The organism is Rhizobium sp. BK008, from assembly GCF_014197345.1.
Classification (GTDB): domain Bacteria; phylum Pseudomonadota; class Alphaproteobacteria; order Rhizobiales; family Rhizobiaceae; genus Rhizobium; species Rhizobium anhuiense.
In genome coordinates this window covers 242,751-259,716 of sequence record NZ_JACIFK010000006.1, presented here as the reverse complement: position 1 = coordinate 259,716, position 16,966 = coordinate 242,751, and the positions used below count along the sequence as shown (strand labels likewise).

Sequence of the window (16,966 nt, the reverse complement as noted above, 5' to 3'; positions counted from 1 at the left end):
CTTAAGTTCTCGAGTGCTATTGATGCTAACGTTAGCACTTGCCTGTGAGCTCGTTTGCACCGGGCGACCTTCGGGCAGGAAGATTTGCGAAGACAAGCTGAAGGTGGAGAAATGGCACGAGTAAAATATATCTCGAATACCGAACTGGCCGAGAAGCAACCCGCACTCAATGAGCGCCTGCTTAAGGAGAGGAAGGTTCCGACCGGAAATATCTTCCTCGCGCTCGCCAATGCTCCGGCAGTCCTCAACGATTTCCTGACCTATGCAAATGCGGTCCGGGCGGCTGACCTCAGCCCGAAGCTGCGTGAAATGGCGATCCTGACGGTCGGTTACTGTACAAACTCCGAGTACGAAGTGAAGCATCATCACTCTCATGGCCTCAGGGCGGGCCTGACGGAGGAGCAATTCCATGCCATTCCGAATTTCGAAAACTCGGATCTTTTTAACGAGCAGGAAAAGGCTGTGATGGCCTTTGCCAAGGACTCCACGCTGAACGTTGATGTTTCCGATGAAGTGTGGAACGGGGTCGCAAAGTTCCTGTCGGAGAAGCAGCTTGTCGAACTCGCAATCAACGTCGCCTGGTACAATTCCGGCGTTCGCCTCATGGGCGCGCTGAAGATCGATCTTGAAGAGGGATACCGGTGAGCAAGCGGGCGGCGCGGAAGCTGCGTCCGCCTCGGCTTGCCGCATAGTTTTGGCGGCGTCTCATCAAGATTATTCCAAAGCTTTCAGCGTCCGGCCTTGGGATATGAATCGCAGCCAATCAAAGAGAGGTGCACGTCGCAGGGCGGGCGCCTCTCTCTGATTCGGAGGCTTGCTGCGGGAGATCGACATCCTGCCGGCGTTCACGGAGCGCTCGTGCTGCCGCGAATGACCAACTGGGGCGGAGAGATGAAGCTGTAGGGCTTGCTTAGGTCACCCTTGTTCTGAAGATGATGCAGGAACCAAAGCCCGCAAGCCGTTGCCAACTCCGAAACAGGCAACTGGACTGTCGTCAGTCCCGGCCCCCACCACCGATACCCAAGCTCATCGCCGAACCCGATGACGGAAATGTCGTGGGGGACGCGCAAAGCCTGATCCTGTATTTCATCAATGACTCCGGAAGTGTTTTGTACCGCACCGATCACAACCGCCGTCGGTCGATCCTTTAAGGAAAGAAGGCGACGCACGGCCTCCCGTCCGAATTCGGTGGACGAAGGCGCGCCCAGTTCCTCATGAACGGTGATCGTGTGGCCGGAGCTCTTTACCGCGTCCCGGAAACCCTGCACGCGGGCTGCGCCAGTGGGCAGCTCTTCCGTGCCGCCGATATAAGCGATCCGTTTGTGACCTTCATTGATGATATGTTCAGTGCTTTCGTAAAGCGCCCGTCTGTCATCAATCCCAAACCATTGGTCGCCGAGCAGCGGCGCCTTTCGCAGCAGTTGGATGTGAGGCGTCATCTTCAGGATTCGCGCAGAATCGGGATGAGGTTTTGCGCTCGGGACCAGAATGATCCCGGCGACGTTGACGCTTGTGAGCTCCTTGATGTGACGAAGCTCGTGCATTCTGTCGTCATCGGTTTCGCACAGGGTCAGCTGGTAATTCGCTGAAAGAAGGCACCGCGAGAGAGCATGGGCAATAGTTGAATAAAAGCTGTTCCGGATATCTGGAACGATCAGCCCAACGAGATTACTCTGAACCCCACGCATCATGCGTGCGGCACGATTGGCAATATACCCCGCTTGAGTTGCAGCTTCGTTCACCTTTCGCTTCATCTCGGCGCTGATGCGTCGATCGTCGGCAAGGGCGCGACCCACGGTTGAAGGTGAAACTTGCAGTGTGGCGGCGATGTCTTTAATTGTTACCATTGTGCTTGGCTCGAATGATCACTTTCGCCAACGATAGCACTGACGTCGCAGTTGTCAAACTCCGAAATCACAATCGATTTCGCCAAATCGATGCGATCTAATTTTCGCCCCAATGCTTCGGCTCGGCGACGAGATGTAGTCATAAAAATTCCAAATTTCTCATAGGCTTGATCTTACGTTCCGGAACTTCTCTGTCCTTGTCGCTGCGCCTGAAGCGAACTTCGGCAGCGAATTAACCTGTTGAACGCCGTTGACAGGCAGGCTTCGCTATGAGACGAATATTGTGCGAACGTTAGCGCAAACGGGAGGAGGCATAACGTATGGATGTTCCGGTGTTCCTGGAGCCGATCATCGTATCCACAGAAGGACGTGGATCCTGATGACCCTTGCTCTTTTCTTGCAATCGGCTGTCGGTGGCGTCTTGCTGGGTGGGATGTATGGCCTGCTGGCGATGGGCCTCAGCCTGAGCTGGGGCTTGTTGAAGCTGGTGAACCTCAGTCACTTCGCGCTGGCCTTCCTTGGCGCTTACCTGACCTATCAGTTTGGCACCGTTTACGGCGTCCCGGCATATTTGAGCGTTCTGGTGATCGTGCCGCTGTTTTTCGCGCTCGGCGTTGCGCTGCACAGCGTGTTCGTGCGCTTTCAGGTGAAGGAATTCGCGTCTCTCCTGGTGACGTTCGGCGTCACGATCCTGATCGAGTCGCTGATCCAATGGATCTGGTCGGCTGACTTCCTGCGCTATGAAACACCCTATGCCCAGACCACCATCCGGCTCGGTCCGATCTTTGTGCCCGTGCTGGATCTTTCCGCCTTTGTTTGCGCCGGGGTGCTTGCTGGAGCGGCCTGGTACGCGTTGAACAAGACCATGCTCGGCAAGGCGCTGCGTGCGGCCGCCCATGACGCCCCCGTAGCGTCAGCTTTCGGCATCAACTCTGCTCGCGTGTCATATATTCTGGCTGGCCTTTGCTCGGCGACAGCGGGTATCGCGGGTGTCTTCATCGCCCTGATCGGAACTTTGGCACCATCTCAAATCGAGGCCTGGATAGGGGTCGTATTTGCCGTCGCCATCATTGGAGGATTGGGCAGCCCCATCGGTGCGCTGGGCGCCGGAATGCTGATTGGCGTGGCCGAGAGCCTTACAATGTCCGTTGTAAATCCCGCTTGGGCGCCGCTCGTAGCATTCAGCGTGCTCATCGTCATCCTCTTGCGCAAACCGGTGATTTGACAATGAAAAAGCTTCTGATCACGGCGCCTATCGTAGCGGTCCTGGCCTTGCTGCCTTACCTGGGAATGGCGGATTACTACCTTTCCTATCTGTATATCATCTTCTTCTGGGTCGTGCTGGCAACGAGCTGGGGCATCCTGAGCGGTTATACGGGTTACTGGAGTTTTGGTCACGCCGCGTTTTTCGGGATTGGCGTCTACACAACCGCCACGCTGGCGACGCAGTTGTCGTGGCCTTTCGTCGCGACGATACCTGCTGCAGCACTGCTGGCGGCCGCGATCGCCGTTCTGATTGGCTTGGTTGTCTTCCGTTCCGGAACTCTGCGCGGTGAATTCTTCGCGCTGTTGACGCTGTCGGTGACGTTCGTTGTCGCGGCCATTGTGTCAAATACCTCGCTGGACTCGGGCACAGGCGTATTCCTCTCGGGGATCGAAATCCCGATGATCGGTGTGACGGCGTCCGGCTCTCTCTACATGTTCGGGCTTATCGCGGTTCTTGCTTCGCTGGCGACGTCATACTTCATCTTTCACAGCAAATTCGGTCAGGGCTTGCTCGCAATCCACGACGATGAAGACGTTGCAGAGGTGAAAGGCGTTCCGACATTTCGTTATAAGCTGATCTCGTTTGCGGTTTCGTCGGCACTTGCAGGCGGAATGGGTGCGATTCACGCCGTATATGTAGGCTACGTCACTGTTGGCGAGACGTTTGCGGTGACCGTTCCTCTCTATGTGGTGCTTATGAGCATTCTCGGCGGTGCTCGCCATTGGGCCGGGCCTGCGATCGGCGCGGTCATCATCACCGTGCTGCAGAGCGCTATCGTCAGCGGCGCTCATGCGGAATTCGGCCGTGCCGGCGTCGCTCTTGCGCTGATCGTTGTAATCCTCGTGCTGCCGTCCGGCATCGTCCCCAGCCTTATCCGCAGCTTTGCCGGCAGACGCGGCGGAATTGGCGCACCGGAGACGGCTGCCCAGGCCGGTACTCAACTCGCGCCTCTAGCCGCGGCAGGTTCCGATCCGGTGCTTCTCAAATGCGAGAATGTTACCAAATCCTTCGGCGGTATCCGCGCCCTGACCGGCGTCACGCTGGACGTTTGGCGGGGTGAAATCCTGGCTCTGGTTGGGCCGAATGGCTCCGGCAAGTCCACACTGATCAACATGATCAGCGGCCACTACGCCATGACCTCAGGTACGATAATACTGGAAGGCGAGGAGATTTCCGGTCGGTCACCCCATCTGATCGCGCAGCAGGGCGTGGCGCGGACGTACCAGATCCCGCGCTTGTTCGATAATCTGACGGTCCTCGAAAACGTTCAGCTCTGCGCGAAATTTGGTAGCGCAGATGGCATGGGCGCGGCTGCGGTCGACGCGGTTACCAGGGAGGCGCTGGCCTTTACCGGCCTGGCTGGGAAGGCCGGCGTGCTCCCCGCAGCATTGAACCTGCATGACCGAAAGTTTGTCGAATTCGCGAGAGCGCTGGCCGCAAAACCGCGTCTGCTCCTGCTCGATGAGGTGCTCTGTGGCTTGAATCCGGCCGAGGTCGACCACGCGGTTGAAATGATCAAGCGGATCAAGGCTGGCGGTACGACGATCATCTTCGTTGAACACCTCATGCGGGCGGTTGTCGCTTTGGCGGACCGTGTCGCTGTGCTGGATCAGGGTAAAGTTCTGGCGCTTGGGCATCCAAGCGAAACGATGAGAGATCCGGCTGTGGTCAGCGTATATTTGGGGGCCAGTCATGCTGCTTGAGGTCGATAAGATCGAGGTCGGTTATGGAGATGCGATTGCTCTGTGGGACCTGTCCATCGGTGTAAAGCCAGGCGAGATCGTTTCGGTCGTCGGTCCGAACGGGGCAGGCAAGAGCACGCTGGTCAATGCCATCGCCGGAATTCTCCGCCCGCACAAAGGAAAGATCGTTATCGAGGGTAACGATGTTTCCAAGGTGCCGAGCCATCGGGTCTGCGATTACGGCATTGCGGTTGTCCCGGAAGGGCGCCGTCTCTTCACGATGATGACGGTCCTCGACAATCTGTTGCTCGGTGCGTACCGCTCGGTCGCTCGTACGGAGCGCGACGCCACGCTCGCTGAGGTATTTCAGCTTTTCCCTATCCTGAAAGAGCGCCAGGATTCATTGGCGGGTTCCTTGTCGGGTGGGCAGCAGCAAATGGTTGCGATCGGCCGTGGCCTGATGGCCAAGCCGCGCGTGCTTCTCATGGACGAGCCGTCGCTCGGGCTGTCGCCTTTGATCGTCGGGGAAATGTTCAAAATCATCCAGATGATCAATGAGCGAGGCGTAGCGGTGCTGCTCGTCGAGCAGAACGTGAACAAGGCGCTGGAAATTGCCCATCAGGCCTACGTGATCGAGCAAGGTCGCGTGACGGCCTCTGGAGCGCCGGAGGTTCTCATCAATGATCCAAGCATCAGGGAGGCGTATCTTGGTATCTGAAAATTCCAGCGGGAGAGTTCCCGTACATCTTCGGCGCGTCGTGACGGAACACGGCAGTCAGGGTGCTGCCAGGTTCGCTGGGGACGGCGCCGTTCCCCGCACGGACATATTCAGGACGGTCCCTGGATTGGTGTCGCGGATGATCTGGTCGACTTCCGCCTCCACGGCCATCCCATTCAACGGAACCGATCCGACTCCGCTGGTCGCAAGCTTCGTTCCGGAGCCCGGCGAAACGCGCTTTCTAGTGCTAACGTTCCCACCAGATGCTGTTTTTATATCTCCGGATTTCGATGGTCCGGCCGCTCTCGCGGAGAATCTGGCGGTCAGTCCAGGTTTGGCCGAACGCTTCGAGCCGGATGGCAAACATCAAACGCCCACCGTCGATTATGGAATTGTTCTCGACGGCGAGATCTGGATGGAACTCGACGGTGGCAATGAGACCCGTCTGCGCCAGTTCGACGCCTTCGTACAGAACGGCACGCGTCACGCCTGGCGAAACAAGAGCGACAAACCGGCAACCATCGCCGTGGTGCTGGTTGGCGCACGGACCCCCGACCTGACGGATTATGATGACGGCCTGTGAGGCCTGATGATCCAATTTCAATCTGACCTTGTGGACCAACTGAACATGACCAACACCGAAATCCGAAAAGTGCAGGGCCGTCGCGTCTGGGATTCCCGTGGCAGGCCCACCGTTGAGGTAGAGATCGAGCTGGCCTCCGGTGCGACCGGCCGGGCCATTGCACCTGCTGGTGCATCGACCGGCACCGGCGAGGCGCTCGACCTTCGTGACGGCGGCAGCGCCTTTGCCGGCTTGGGGATCAACAAGGCCCTCACTGCCGTCAACGGAGAAATAGCCAAATTGCTGGTTGGCCGGAATGCCAATGATCAAGCCGAGCTGGACAATGCCATCATCGAGCTGGATGGCACCCCGAACCGGAGCAGACTGGGTGGAAATGCATCGGTGGCAACATCGATGGCGTTGCTTCACGCGGCAGCGGCAGCGGCCGACCAACCGATCTGGCGGTATCTCGCGGGTTCCGGCAAGGGGATTACGATGCCACTGCCGGAAATCCAGATTTTTGGAGGTGGAGCGCATGCAGCACGCCGGGTAGACGTCCAGGATTTCATGGTCATGTGCCCTGCTGCCTCGACTTTCGCGGAGGCTTTGGAGTGGACCGCTGAAGTCTACCGCGCGGCAGGCGACATTATGAAACGTGCCGGAAAGCTCCAGGGCGTGGCGGACGAGGGAGGCTATTGGCCTGCCTTCACCAGCAATGAAGAAGCCCTCGATGCCTTGGTGCGTTCGATCGAGGCCGCCGGCCTGAAGCCAGGCGGCGAAGTCGTCATATCGCTCGACATTGCGGCCTCCGAATTCGGTCGTGAGGGTAAGTATTCGCTGGCGTTGGAAGATCGGCAGCTCGATACGGCCGAGATGATCGACATGCTTGGCGGCTGGTTGAAGACCTATCCAATCGTCTCTATCGAGGATCCGCTCGCTGAGGACGATCCGGATGGATTCAAGGCGTTTACCGCTCGCTACGGCTCCAAATGCCAAATCATCGGCGACGACTTCTTCGTGACGAACGCGGCGCGGGTAACCGAAGCGATCAAGGATAAGAGCGCCAATGCGGTTCTGATCAAGCCGAACCAGGCGGGCACGATCACAGAGACGTTCGACGCGCTCTCCGTTGCCAAGAAAGCGGGCTTTCGGACAATTGTTTCGGCCAGATCCGGTGAGACGGAAGATGTGACGATCGCCCATCTGTCGGTCGGCTGGGATGCCAGGCAGCTCAAGGTCGGATCGTTCTCACGCTCCGAGCGGATGGCCAAGTGGAACGAGGTTCTCCGTATTGAGGAGGCCCTTGGAAAAGAGGCTTCGTTCGCCGGCTGGTCGGCGCTAGACTTGGCTGAAAAGCCAGCCGCGGTTGCTGCTGTAGGTTAGATTTTGGATGGGCCGGTTGCGGGTCTCGCTCAATAACAGGCGTTGACAAAAGCGCCGGCCCTTTTATGCTAACGTTAGCAATAAATAGATGAGGATGACATGCTTCCGGCTGTTAATTTGAAACCTCCCTTCAACATCACGCGCTTCAGCCACGTCGTGCTTGAAGTCAATGATGTGGAGCATAGCCGAGATTTCTACCTCAATGTCGGCGGCCTGATTGAAACAGAATTCGCGGAAGGTGTTTCATACCTTCGCGGATTGTCCGAGGCCTGCCATCACAGTCTCGTGCTCGCACCTGCCGGCGGGAAGCCGACGTGCAGGCGGATCGGTTACCGGGTGTTTCTGGAGGAGGACCTCGACAAGGCCAAGTTCTTCTTCGATGAAAAGGGGCTCCCGGCGGAATGGGTCGAAGTTCGAAATCAAGGGCGGACCCTGCTCGTCAGCGACCCGTCGGGCGCTCGCATCGAGCTTTGCTCCAGCATGAGTGTTCATCCCCGTAAGTTCCTCGAGGTGCATGAACATCGCGGCGCCCGAGCCCAGGGGCTTGATCATTGCCAGATCATGGTCGCCGATCCGTTGGGTCTAAGCGCGTTCTACGGCGAACTCGGTTTCCGGACTTCGGAATATATCGCGGCCGGCGACAATCTCATTGCGAACTTCATGTATCGCAAAGGTGTCTGCCTCGATCTGGCGTTGGTGCCGGGCATCGGCCCCCAATTGCATCATTTCGCTTATACGGTTCCCGAAAGCAGCGACATCTTCGCCGTGTGCGATTTTGCCAGCCGTTATGGATATGGCGACAGCGTTGAGCGCGGACCCGGACGCCATGGCCCTTCCGGAGTCCTGTTCGTCTACCTGCGCGATCCCGATGGACACCGGGTGGAGTTCTTCAACAATCACTACACCACGATAGACGCGGAATTGGAGCCCATTCGTTGGGACGCGGCAGCCCTTAGCACCAATGTCCATTGGGGAATGCCGGCCGTCTCGAAGTGGTTCTTCGAGGCAAGCGAATTTACGGGAGTACCGCTGGAGCACCCCGAGACAATGCCGAACCCCATGACGCTGGAACGCTACGCAGAGGGGCTGGCGAAGAGCTGAGACCTGCCGCCGGCGGCAGAGACTGATGATGACATGCCGGAAGCATCTGGGAGGATGAGATGAGTGCGAATTCCATGATACTGAATAGACGAACATTCCTCGGGTCTGCAGCCGCAGTAGCAGCTTTCAGCTCGATGCCGAGGGTTTTTGCCCAGGAAGGGCCGGTCCGCGTCGGCGGAACGCTGCCGTTAACAGGCCCGCTTGCGGGCGTAGGCGCGATCCACAAGCTCGCCGCAGAGGTGTTCGTCGAACAGATCAACGCCAAAGGCGGTATTCTCGGACGAAAGGTGGAATTCGTCCTTCTCGACGACCAATCGCTGCCCGCCAATGCTCGAACGCTCTATGAGCGCCTTGTGACCGCCGATAAGGTCGATCTGCTGATGGGCCCCTATGGCACGTCGTCGATCATCGCAGCAATGGGCGTTGCCGCTCGGTTCAAGAAGATGCTGGTTCAGAGCAGCCTGGGGGACCCGAGTCTCGCGCCCTATCCGCTGCAGTTCCCATCTCTTCCAATCGGGGCCGAGCCGCAATCGGCGGATACCGAGGTTGTTCTCGATGCCTATGCGAGCCTGCCGACCCCTCCCAAGACGATCGCGTTCGTCACGAGCAAATTTCCGTCGGCCCTCACGATCGCCAAGGGCGGCCAGCAAGTTGCCGAGAAGCGTGGCATCAAGAACGTGCTGGACCTTGAATACGAGTTCGGCACCAAGGACTTCGGCGCAATCGCGAACCGCATCAAAGCGGCTGATCCGGATCTGCTGTGGTCTGGTGCGATCGGCATGGAGGCCGTGCAGCTTCTCGATGCAATGGGCCGGATCGACTACCAGCCCAGGAACCAATTCTATCTGTTCCCGGCACCCGGCCCGACCGCAGCTCACCCCAAAGCGAACGGCTTGACCTCGCTGACCTGGTTTGAAGAGCACGAGCCGTTTCTCAGGTATCACGGCGCCCAGGAATTCGTAAGCGCTTATGACAGCAAGGCGAAGGCGGCGGGTTTCCCCTATCCGCGTACGGAGTATCAGGCTGCGGTCGAATATGCTGCGTGGCAAATTCTTGCAGCGGCAGCAGAAGGGGCAGGGAAATTGGACGACGCCGCGATGGCTGCGTGGTTGCGCTCGAATACCGTCGAGACGGTCGTCGGGCCAAGGACTTTCGACGGCAAGTTCAATGCCGGGAAACAATCGACGAAGCTCAAGCAAGTTCAAGGAAAGGATTGGGTGACTGTCTGGCCTGCGGATTTCCGACCGGCTGGGAAGGAGTTCCTGGTCCCCTGACGAATGCCGCTCGGCACTGTGCCGCGCATCTGTCTGAAACTGCAAAAAATGCATTCGGTCGGGCACGGTCCGACCGATGTCCCTATGGAGGAGTTAATGGTTAAGACTATGATCGCCGCTCGGCTGCATGCTCTGCATCAGCCGATGTCGCTGGATGAGATTCCGGTTCCCACGCCCCGGCCCAACGACGTCCTGGTGCAGGTCAGGGCCTGCGGTATCGTGCCCAACATGGCCAACGTCATCAACAATTGGCCAACCTGGTTCCCTCACCAGCCACTGCCGAAGTTTCCGGCAGTGTTTGGCTTGGACCCAGCCGGGGTCGTCGCCGAAGTCGGCGAGGCGGTCACCAATGTCAAAATTGGCGATCGTGTCTATGTAAGCCCTCTCAGATCCTGCGGTTCTTGCAAGGCGTGCCGGTCAGGCAACCGCAGCCAATGCCGCTACTACACCTTGAATGGGTACTTCAGCACCAGTCGCGACGGTCAAAGAATCTTTGATCTTTATCCGTACGGCGGCTTCAGCCAATTCATGACCGCCCCGGAATACTCGCTCGTGTGCCTGCCGGATAATCTCAGCTTCGAGCAGGCCGGCCGCTTCGGTTACCTCGGTACATCCTACGGCGCCCTGAAGAATGCACAGGCTGGACCTGGCCAGGTTTGCCTCATCGACGGGATCACCGGCACGCTTGGCGTCGCGGCAACCAAGCTCAGTCTTGCGATGGGGATCTCCAAAATTCTGGGCACCGGCAGAAGCAGGGAATTGCTGGACCGCGTAAAAGCCATCGCTCCTGACCGCATCGACACCATCATGCTCGGCGAAGGCTCGACCGGAGAATGGGCAAAGGCCCAAACCGGTGGCGAGGGAGTGGATTTCGTTATCAGTGCGCTGGGCGCGAGAGCCCCCGCCGCGACCGTGGTCGACTCCATGCGCGGAGTTCGTCGGGGCGGCCGCGTGGTTGTCGTTGGCGGCGTCGCAGAAGATGTCCCGGTCGACGTGAAGTGGCTGATGGACGAGCAAGTTCAGCTCATCGGCTCGAACTGGTTCAGCGCTGCGCAGGGGCAGGAAATGGCAGACATGGTCCGCACCGGTGTGCTCGACCTGTCGTATCTGGAGCACAAGGTCTATCCGCTTGAGCGGGTGAACGAAGCCATATCAGGCATTGGCGAGCGCGATGGCGGCTTCAGCAACTATGTGGTCGTTCCTCCGGTCCCTGCCTCCTATCAATAACAATCACCGGCGCCGGCTATCGCCGGCGCGTCCCTCACGCGAGAAGAGAGAACATGTCCAAGAAAGATATCGCGGTCCTGGTCGGAAGCCTTCGTCAGGCCTCGATCAACCTGAAGTTCGCCCGTGCAATGCAGAAAGTGGCGCCCGACGGACTGAACCTGGAAATCGTACCGATCGGCGACCTTCCGCTCTATAACCAGGACTTGGAGACGGAGACGCCGCCGACGGAATGGACATCCTTCCGCGAGCGCATCAAGGCTTGCGATGGCGCAATCTTCGTGACGCCTGAATACAATAGATCCGTACCCGCGGCATTGAAGAACGCGATCGAAGTCGGTTCTCGCCCGTTCGGGAAAAGCGTGTGGGATCACAAGCCCGGTGCGGTGACCGGAGCTTCTCCCGGTCTCATTGGCGGCGCAGCCGCGGCACTTCAGCTCAGGGTTATCCTGACCAACATCAACGTGCCGACCATGCCCCAGCCTGAAGTTTACCTCAGCACGGCCGACAAATTAGTGGGCGATCACGGTGTGTTCCTCAATGAAGGAACCCAGAAGTTCATCGAGAGCTTCCTGGTCGCTTTCGAAAGCTGGGTCGCTCGGTTCTGAGCCGAAGCAGATGTGAAGCTTTTATCCGCCATCGCGAGACCAGCGCGATGGCTTTTTATGCTCTCTTTTAATGAATGCGCCGCTTTCCCGATGAGCCCGGTATTTTCACGGGCGAAGCCTCAGCTGACAGGCGAAACCTCAGCGCCGTATGCTGCTCGATCGCCCGATGTGACGCACAAGCGCCGCGTCGGGAGTATCATGTCGGTTTTGTCGTGGTGATGGGAATTCTCGCCCGCAAGTCGTTGTTTCGCTCTTCTGACCATTTCACAAGGGCCGCGCGGTTATCGGCGCAGCGGCAAAGAAAAATGCCGCTGCCTGAGGAGTGGGGTTCCGTTATGGAAACCAGGCCTGCGCCACGTCAGCCAACTTTCGCCGAGGCGATGCGATCAGCGGGATGGCGACTTTGCGGACCGTTTCGCGCTGGCATTCGTCGGTTATGTATTCGACGGGCGATTTGCCGTCGACCCGGGCGAGGAAGAGAGCGGGCAACAAGCTTGCGGCCCGAGCCTCGAGAGCGTCTCGATCCTCCCAGTCGACCTGATCCAGGTAGGCTGCCGTCAACGCCGCGAATGACGATGCGAGCTCAGATGCCGCCTTTCCAGCGATGACCTTCTTCAGCAATAGATGGTTGAGGCAGAAGGCCAGGTCGAAAGCCGGGTCGCCAAACCAGGCGCATTCGGCATCCAGGAACACAGGGCCGTTCTTGCCCAAAAGGATGTTCTTCGGGCTGACGTCGCCGTGGACAAGCGCCAGCTTCGTTTCGGCCGTGCGCTGAACCAGTTCTGCGAGGCGGTCGCTGACGAAGGGATGTTTGGCGGCGGTCGCCACCAGATAGGGCTCAAGCCGAAGCGCATAGAAATTCGATCCGGAGTCGAACTTTTCTGGCAACCCCGATATACGGGCACTGACAGAATGGATCTGTCCAATCCGCCGACCCGTTAGCTCTGCCGCTTTTCGGTCAACGCTCCCGTGGAGCAGGTCGGTCTTCCACAGCGGATACTGATCGCCGGGAAGAAACTCCATTGCGAAGACGCCAGACAACGCGTCGTGTGCGAGAGGCTTCGGAACGGCAGAAGGGAAGTGCTGCGCCACGAAGGAAATCCAGTTCCATTCGTACACATTTCTCGACACCGGCGCCTGCCAATCGGCGGATACCTTGAGCTTGGCAAGTGCGCGTTTCACACAGATGAGCCGGCCGGGAAGCTCCACACGGTAGATATCTGAAGAAACACCACCCGTCAGCGGCTTGTAGATCGCCTCCTCGGAAGCGCTCCTCAAACCGTTCTTCAGCAAGAACTCATCGAAAGTCGTCATCTCATATACAGACATGAACCCAGTGTCCTTGCAGTATTAGCGGCGGGGGCTGTTGCGGGGTTGTTCAGGCTTCTCTCCGCAGAGAACCCTGACGACCTCCTCCGCCGCCCGGCGACGCAGCTCGATCAGCGAAGCATCCGAGGAGAAGGCGACGTGCGGAGTGATCATCGCGCCGGGATGAGCGATCAGCTCCGGTGGGACGCGTGGTTCATCCTCAAGGACATCGAGGCCGACGCCGCTCAGAATGCCGGAGTCCAAGCCTTCGATCACGGCGGCAGTTTCGACAACGCCGCCTCGGCTGACATTGATCAGCAGGCTTCCACGGCGCATCTTCGAGATGGCGTCCCTGTTGATCAGGTGGTGCGTCGCAGGCGCAAGCGGCGCATGGACGATGACGATATCGCTCTTGGCCAGAAGCGTATCGAAGTCGGCGAGCTCCACATCTGCAGGAATATTCGAGGCATGGGGATCGTAGGCTAGCACCCGGCATCCGAGCGCCTGCATTTTCGCGCCGGTCGCACGACCGATGCGGCCAAAGCCAACGATGCCGCAGGCCAGGTCCGAAAGCCTGCGGAGATTTGCCGAAGCCGGGTCCCAGCGCCCGTCGCGAACTTCGCGATCGAAGTGGATCAGGCCACGGGCCCAGGCAATCGCAAAACCGACAGCGTGGTCAGACACTTCTGCAACGCAATAATCGGGAACATTCGTGACCCATATCCCCCGCTCCGTCGCCGCCTCGACTGCAATATTGTCCAGGCCAACTCCGAGACGAGCGACGATCTTGAGGTTAGGAGACGCAGCAATTGCCGTCTCGCTGACTCGAGCCCAGCAGGTCAGAATCGCGTCCGGCTGATGCTTTGCAGCCAAAGCGTCGATCTCAGCAGGCGGAGATGGCTCGGCCGGACCGCTGACGAGGATGAACCCGGCCCGCTCGATTACCTCCCGCTCCACTTTGTCATCCGGCCAGGCGTAGTCCGTCAACAGCACGGTCCGTGTCATGAATTTCCTCCCAGTTTGTGCGAACGTTAGCGCGGCAATTTTATCGAGGTCAAGAAAAATAGGCTTACGCCATCCGCATTGGCGCTCGTTACCCGCTGTTTCGCAGCCCTGCTGCAATTCCATTGATGGTCAGGTGCAGCGCCTCTTCAGTGTCCTGATCGCCTTCTCCGGCACGGTGGCGGCGAAGAAGGTCGATCTGCATGTGGTTAAGCGGATCGAGGCAAGGAAAGCGATGATGGATCGACTGCTTGAGTGCCGGATTATTCTCAAGCAGCGAGGCCTGATCCGTTATGGAAAATAGCGCAGCTGTCGTCGCTTCCCATTCGTCTTTTATGCGTGCGAAAATTTTCTCATGGGTGGATGCATCAGGAGTGAGGCCCACATACCGCGCCGCGATCGCCATGTTGGTCTTGGCCAACACCATCTCCATGTTCGCAATGAGTGTCTGGAAGAAAGGCCAGTCCCGGTGCATTCCCTGAAGAATTTGCAATCCGTCGCGGTGTCCGGCCAGCCATTGTCGCACGGCCGAACCGAATCCAAACCAACCCGGCAACATCATGCGGCTCTGCGACCAGCCGAACACCCAGGGTATCGCACGCAGGTCTTCGATGCGACGTGACGAGTTGCGTGAGGCTGGGCGGCTGCCAATGTTCAGTTTTGCGATTTCGCCGATGATCGTTGCTTCCCAGAAGAACCGCTCAAATCCCTCAGTCTCGTAAACCAAACGGCGATAGGCGCCAAAGGCCAGGTCGGACAGTTCCTCCATGGCGCCAAGATATTCGGGATCCGGCTCTTGCGCGTCGGAAGGCAGCAGGGACGCTTCCAGCGTCGCGGCTATAAGAAGTTCGAGATTCCGACGACCTAGTGCCGGATTGGAATATTTCGCCGCAATGACTTCACCTTGCTCCGTCAGCCGGATCGATCCGGCAACCGCGCCAGGGGGCAGGGCGGTGATGGCTTCATAGCTTGGGCCGCCACCGCGGCCCACGGAGCCGCCGCGACCGTGAAACAAGCTGAGGCGAACGCCTTCACGCTCAAAGAGCTGGATGAAGGACGTTTCTGCCTTATAAAGTTCCCATCCCGAAGTCAGATAACCGCCATCCTTGTTGCTGTCCGAATAGCCGAGCATAATTTCCTGTTTGCCGCCGAGCGCTTCCACATATGTCCGATAGGCTTCGACGGCCAAAACTGTTTGCATCACGTCATGCGACCTTCGAAGATCCGAGATCGTTTCGAAAAGCGGTATGATGTTGATTGACGCCGCTTCGGGCTCATCGGGCCGGAACAGCCCCGCCTCACGGAACAGGACCATGACTTCCAGAAGGTCGGAAGGGCTTCCGGCCTTCGAAATGATGTAATTGGGGATGCTGACGCGGCCATAGTGCTTATGGGCTTCGGCAGCTTCCCGCAGAACGGAAAGCTCCGACGCCGTCTCGGCCGAATAAGTCCTGAGCGGTGTCATCAGCAACTGGGAAGACCGTAGTTCCTCGGTGAGCAAGCGGATCTTATCACTCTCGGCTAACGCCTCGTAACGTGTGCCAGGCCGCACGTTCTCGAAAAGCTCATGAACAACCCGTTGATGAACCTCGGAATTCTGTCTCAAATCCAGACTGACAAGGTGAAAACCGAAGACGTCTACGGCGCGTTGGAGCCTGCGCAGTTTTCCGGTGGCGATCTTTTCTGCGCCATTGGCTGCCAGGGATTTGCTGATCGTCGCCAAGTCTTTGGCGAATTCGGCAGGGCACAGGTAGGAAGGGGCGGCCGCCACAGGTTCGCGAACCAGTTCCGTGCTGCCGAACTTACGTGCCGTGGCCGACAGGCGAGCATACATGCCCGATATCGCCAGGCGATATGGCTCGTGTCGGCGCCGCTCCGATCTGTCGGGGGAGTCGGTCGCGAGGCGCTGAAGCTCCTGCGAGACTTTCACATACCGGTCATCCAAGGAAAGTTCGGCGCCAAGGCTATGCAGTTCGCCGAGATAGAACGAGAAAACTCTCTCACTCTGCAAGCAGAGCGCCTCCCTCAGGGTTTCACCGTTAACATAGGGATTGCCATCCCGGTCGCCACCGATCCAGGAACCCATGCGCAGGAATGGCGGCAGCGCGCCCTCGCCGAAACTCCAGGGGGAGTCTCGCAGCTGATTTTCGAGAATCTCGTACACCTCCGGGATCGCCCGGAAAATGGTGCTGTCGTAATAGGACAAGCCATTGAGGATTTCATCCACGACTTGAAGCCGCCGCCCCCGAAGGCTGTTCGTTTGCCAAAGCGTCGTCGTCGCCCTCTCCAAATCCTCCTTATGCCGACCTATCTCCTGCTCAATCAGGCCGGCTTGGTCGAGCTCAGTCAGGCATCGTGCAAGCTCCTGCTCGATTTCGATAACGCTCTTGCGCCGAACCTCGGTGGGGTGCGCTGTGAAAACGGGCGAGACGACCGCTTCAAGAAGCAGTTTGCGGATATCTTCCGCCTCTACCCCCGCCGCAGCCAGAACGGAAAGCGATCTGGCAATTGTTCCCGGCATGGCAGGTTCATGATCGACGATGCTGAAGCGCTGCATCCTGGCTTGGTGTGCGTCTTCGGCAATGTTCACGAGTTGAGAGAACTGGCTGAATGCGCGGATCACGCGCTTGAGGGTCCGGGGAGGCATTTCTGCACAAAAGAGGGCGAGCTTGTCGTTCAAGTGCCGGCCGGTCTTTCTATGGCCGGCAACCGAGAGAGTGCGGACCTGCTCCACGATCTCACGGGCCTCCTCGCCGTCGCTTGTTTCGATAGCCTCGCACAGCAGGCGGCCGAGCAGCCGAACGTCCTTCACCAGGGCCCTGCTGGCCATCAGGCGTTTCCCCTGCATGCTTGCTTTGCGTAATTGAAGGTGCAAATGTGCATTCCTTGTGCTAACGTTAGCATAAATTGGCAGGATTTAACCGAGGAGTCAAGCAACACGCGCAAACGAACATGAGCGAGAAGCCGAACGAGCGACGAAGCCCCTGACG

General features: G+C 58.6%; 14 protein-coding genes. 10 read left to right on the top strand and 4 right to left on the bottom strand.

The features are described from left to right. Positions 1 to 54: 54 nt before the first annotated feature. Entirely contained in the window at positions 55 to 645 is a 591-nt protein-coding gene (locus tag FHT69_RS23450; RefSeq protein WP_245294525.1) for a carboxymuconolactone decarboxylase family protein, read from the top strand. 200 nt (positions 646 to 845) lie between these two features. On the opposite strand, the gene FHT69_RS23445 is transcribed toward FHT69_RS23450, so the two are convergent. Continuing rightward, positions 846 to 1,847 carry a LacI family DNA-binding transcriptional regulator gene (locus tag FHT69_RS23445; RefSeq protein ID WP_047618932.1) on the bottom strand — a complete coding sequence of 334 codons (1,002 nt, stop codon included), beginning with the start codon at positions 1,845 to 1,847 and terminating at the stop codon, positions 846 to 848. 379 nt (positions 1,848 to 2,226) lie between these two features. Between FHT69_RS23445 and FHT69_RS23440 the strand changes: the two genes are divergently transcribed. From FHT69_RS23440 to FHT69_RS23400, 9 genes are all read left to right on the top strand, one after another. Continuing rightward, positions 2,227 to 3,072: a branched-chain amino acid ABC transporter permease gene (locus tag FHT69_RS23440; RefSeq protein ID WP_176707320.1), complete on the top strand. Its 846-nt coding sequence runs from the start codon at positions 2,227 to 2,229 to the stop codon at positions 3,070 to 3,072. Positions 3,073 to 3,074: 2 nt separating this feature from the next. Next, positions 3,075 to 4,817 carry an ABC transporter permease subunit gene (locus tag FHT69_RS23435; protein WP_183906033.1) on the top strand — a complete coding sequence of 581 codons (1,743 nt, stop codon included), beginning with the start codon at positions 3,075 to 3,077 and terminating at the stop codon, positions 4,815 to 4,817. After that, the gene (locus FHT69_RS23430) at positions 4,807 to 5,514 is read left to right on the top strand and encodes an ABC transporter ATP-binding protein (RefSeq protein WP_047618937.1); all 708 of its coding nucleotides are present in this window, start codon (positions 4,807 to 4,809) and stop codon (positions 5,512 to 5,514) included. The genes FHT69_RS23435 and FHT69_RS23430 overlap by 11 nt, the downstream gene beginning before the upstream one ends. 139 nt (positions 5,515 to 5,653) lie before the next feature. Continuing rightward, positions 5,654 to 6,097 (top strand): cupin domain-containing protein, encoded by a 444-nt coding sequence (locus tag FHT69_RS23425; RefSeq protein ID WP_245294526.1) that lies wholly within the window; start codon positions 5,654 to 5,656, stop codon positions 6,095 to 6,097. A gap of 6 nt (positions 6,098 to 6,103) precedes the next feature. Next, positions 6,104 to 7,459, top strand: coding sequence for a phosphopyruvate hydratase (eno, locus tag FHT69_RS23420; RefSeq protein ID WP_246740093.1), 1,356 nt, complete (start codon positions 6,104 to 6,106; stop codon positions 7,457 to 7,459). Positions 7,460 to 7,558: 99 nt separating this feature from the next. Continuing rightward, on the top strand, positions 7,559 to 8,560 hold the full coding sequence (locus tag FHT69_RS23415) for a VOC family protein (protein ID WP_047618948.1): 1,002 nt from the start codon (positions 7,559 to 7,561) through the stop codon (positions 8,558 to 8,560). Between the two features lie 59 nt (positions 8,561 to 8,619). Continuing rightward, complete coding sequence (locus FHT69_RS23410; RefSeq protein ID WP_029868081.1) at positions 8,620 to 9,834, top strand: amino acid ABC transporter substrate-binding protein; 1,215 nt, start codon at positions 8,620 to 8,622, stop codon at positions 9,832 to 9,834. Positions 9,835 to 9,942: 108 nt separating this feature from the next. Then, positions 9,943 to 11,061: an alcohol dehydrogenase catalytic domain-containing protein gene (locus tag FHT69_RS23405; RefSeq protein WP_176707323.1), complete on the top strand. Its 1,119-nt coding sequence runs from the start codon at positions 9,943 to 9,945 to the stop codon at positions 11,059 to 11,061. A 53-nt stretch (positions 11,062 to 11,114) separates the two neighbouring features. After that, positions 11,115 to 11,666, top strand: coding sequence for an NADPH-dependent FMN reductase (locus tag FHT69_RS23400; protein ID WP_029868078.1), 552 nt, complete (start codon positions 11,115 to 11,117; stop codon positions 11,664 to 11,666). Positions 11,667 to 11,999: 333 nt separating this feature from the next. Here the strand turns inward: FHT69_RS23400 and FHT69_RS23395 are convergent, their stop codons facing one another. From FHT69_RS23395 to ppc, 3 genes are read right to left on the bottom strand one after another with little or no spacing between them, the layout of a single operon-like run. After that, a complete protein-coding gene (locus tag FHT69_RS23395; protein ID WP_176707321.1) occupies positions 12,000 to 12,980 on the bottom strand; it encodes a phosphotransferase family protein in 981 nt (326 codons plus the stop codon). 36 nt (positions 12,981 to 13,016) lie between these two features. Next, entirely contained in the window at positions 13,017 to 14,102 is a 1,086-nt protein-coding gene (locus FHT69_RS23390; protein WP_246780753.1) for a C-terminal binding protein, read from the bottom strand. After that, positions 14,068 to 16,824 (bottom strand): phosphoenolpyruvate carboxylase, encoded by a 2,757-nt coding sequence (gene ppc / locus FHT69_RS23385; RefSeq protein ID WP_183906032.1) that lies wholly within the window; start codon positions 16,822 to 16,824, stop codon positions 14,068 to 14,070. The genes FHT69_RS23390 and ppc overlap by 35 nt, the downstream gene beginning before the upstream one ends. Positions 16,825 to 16,966: the final 142 nt, after the last annotated feature.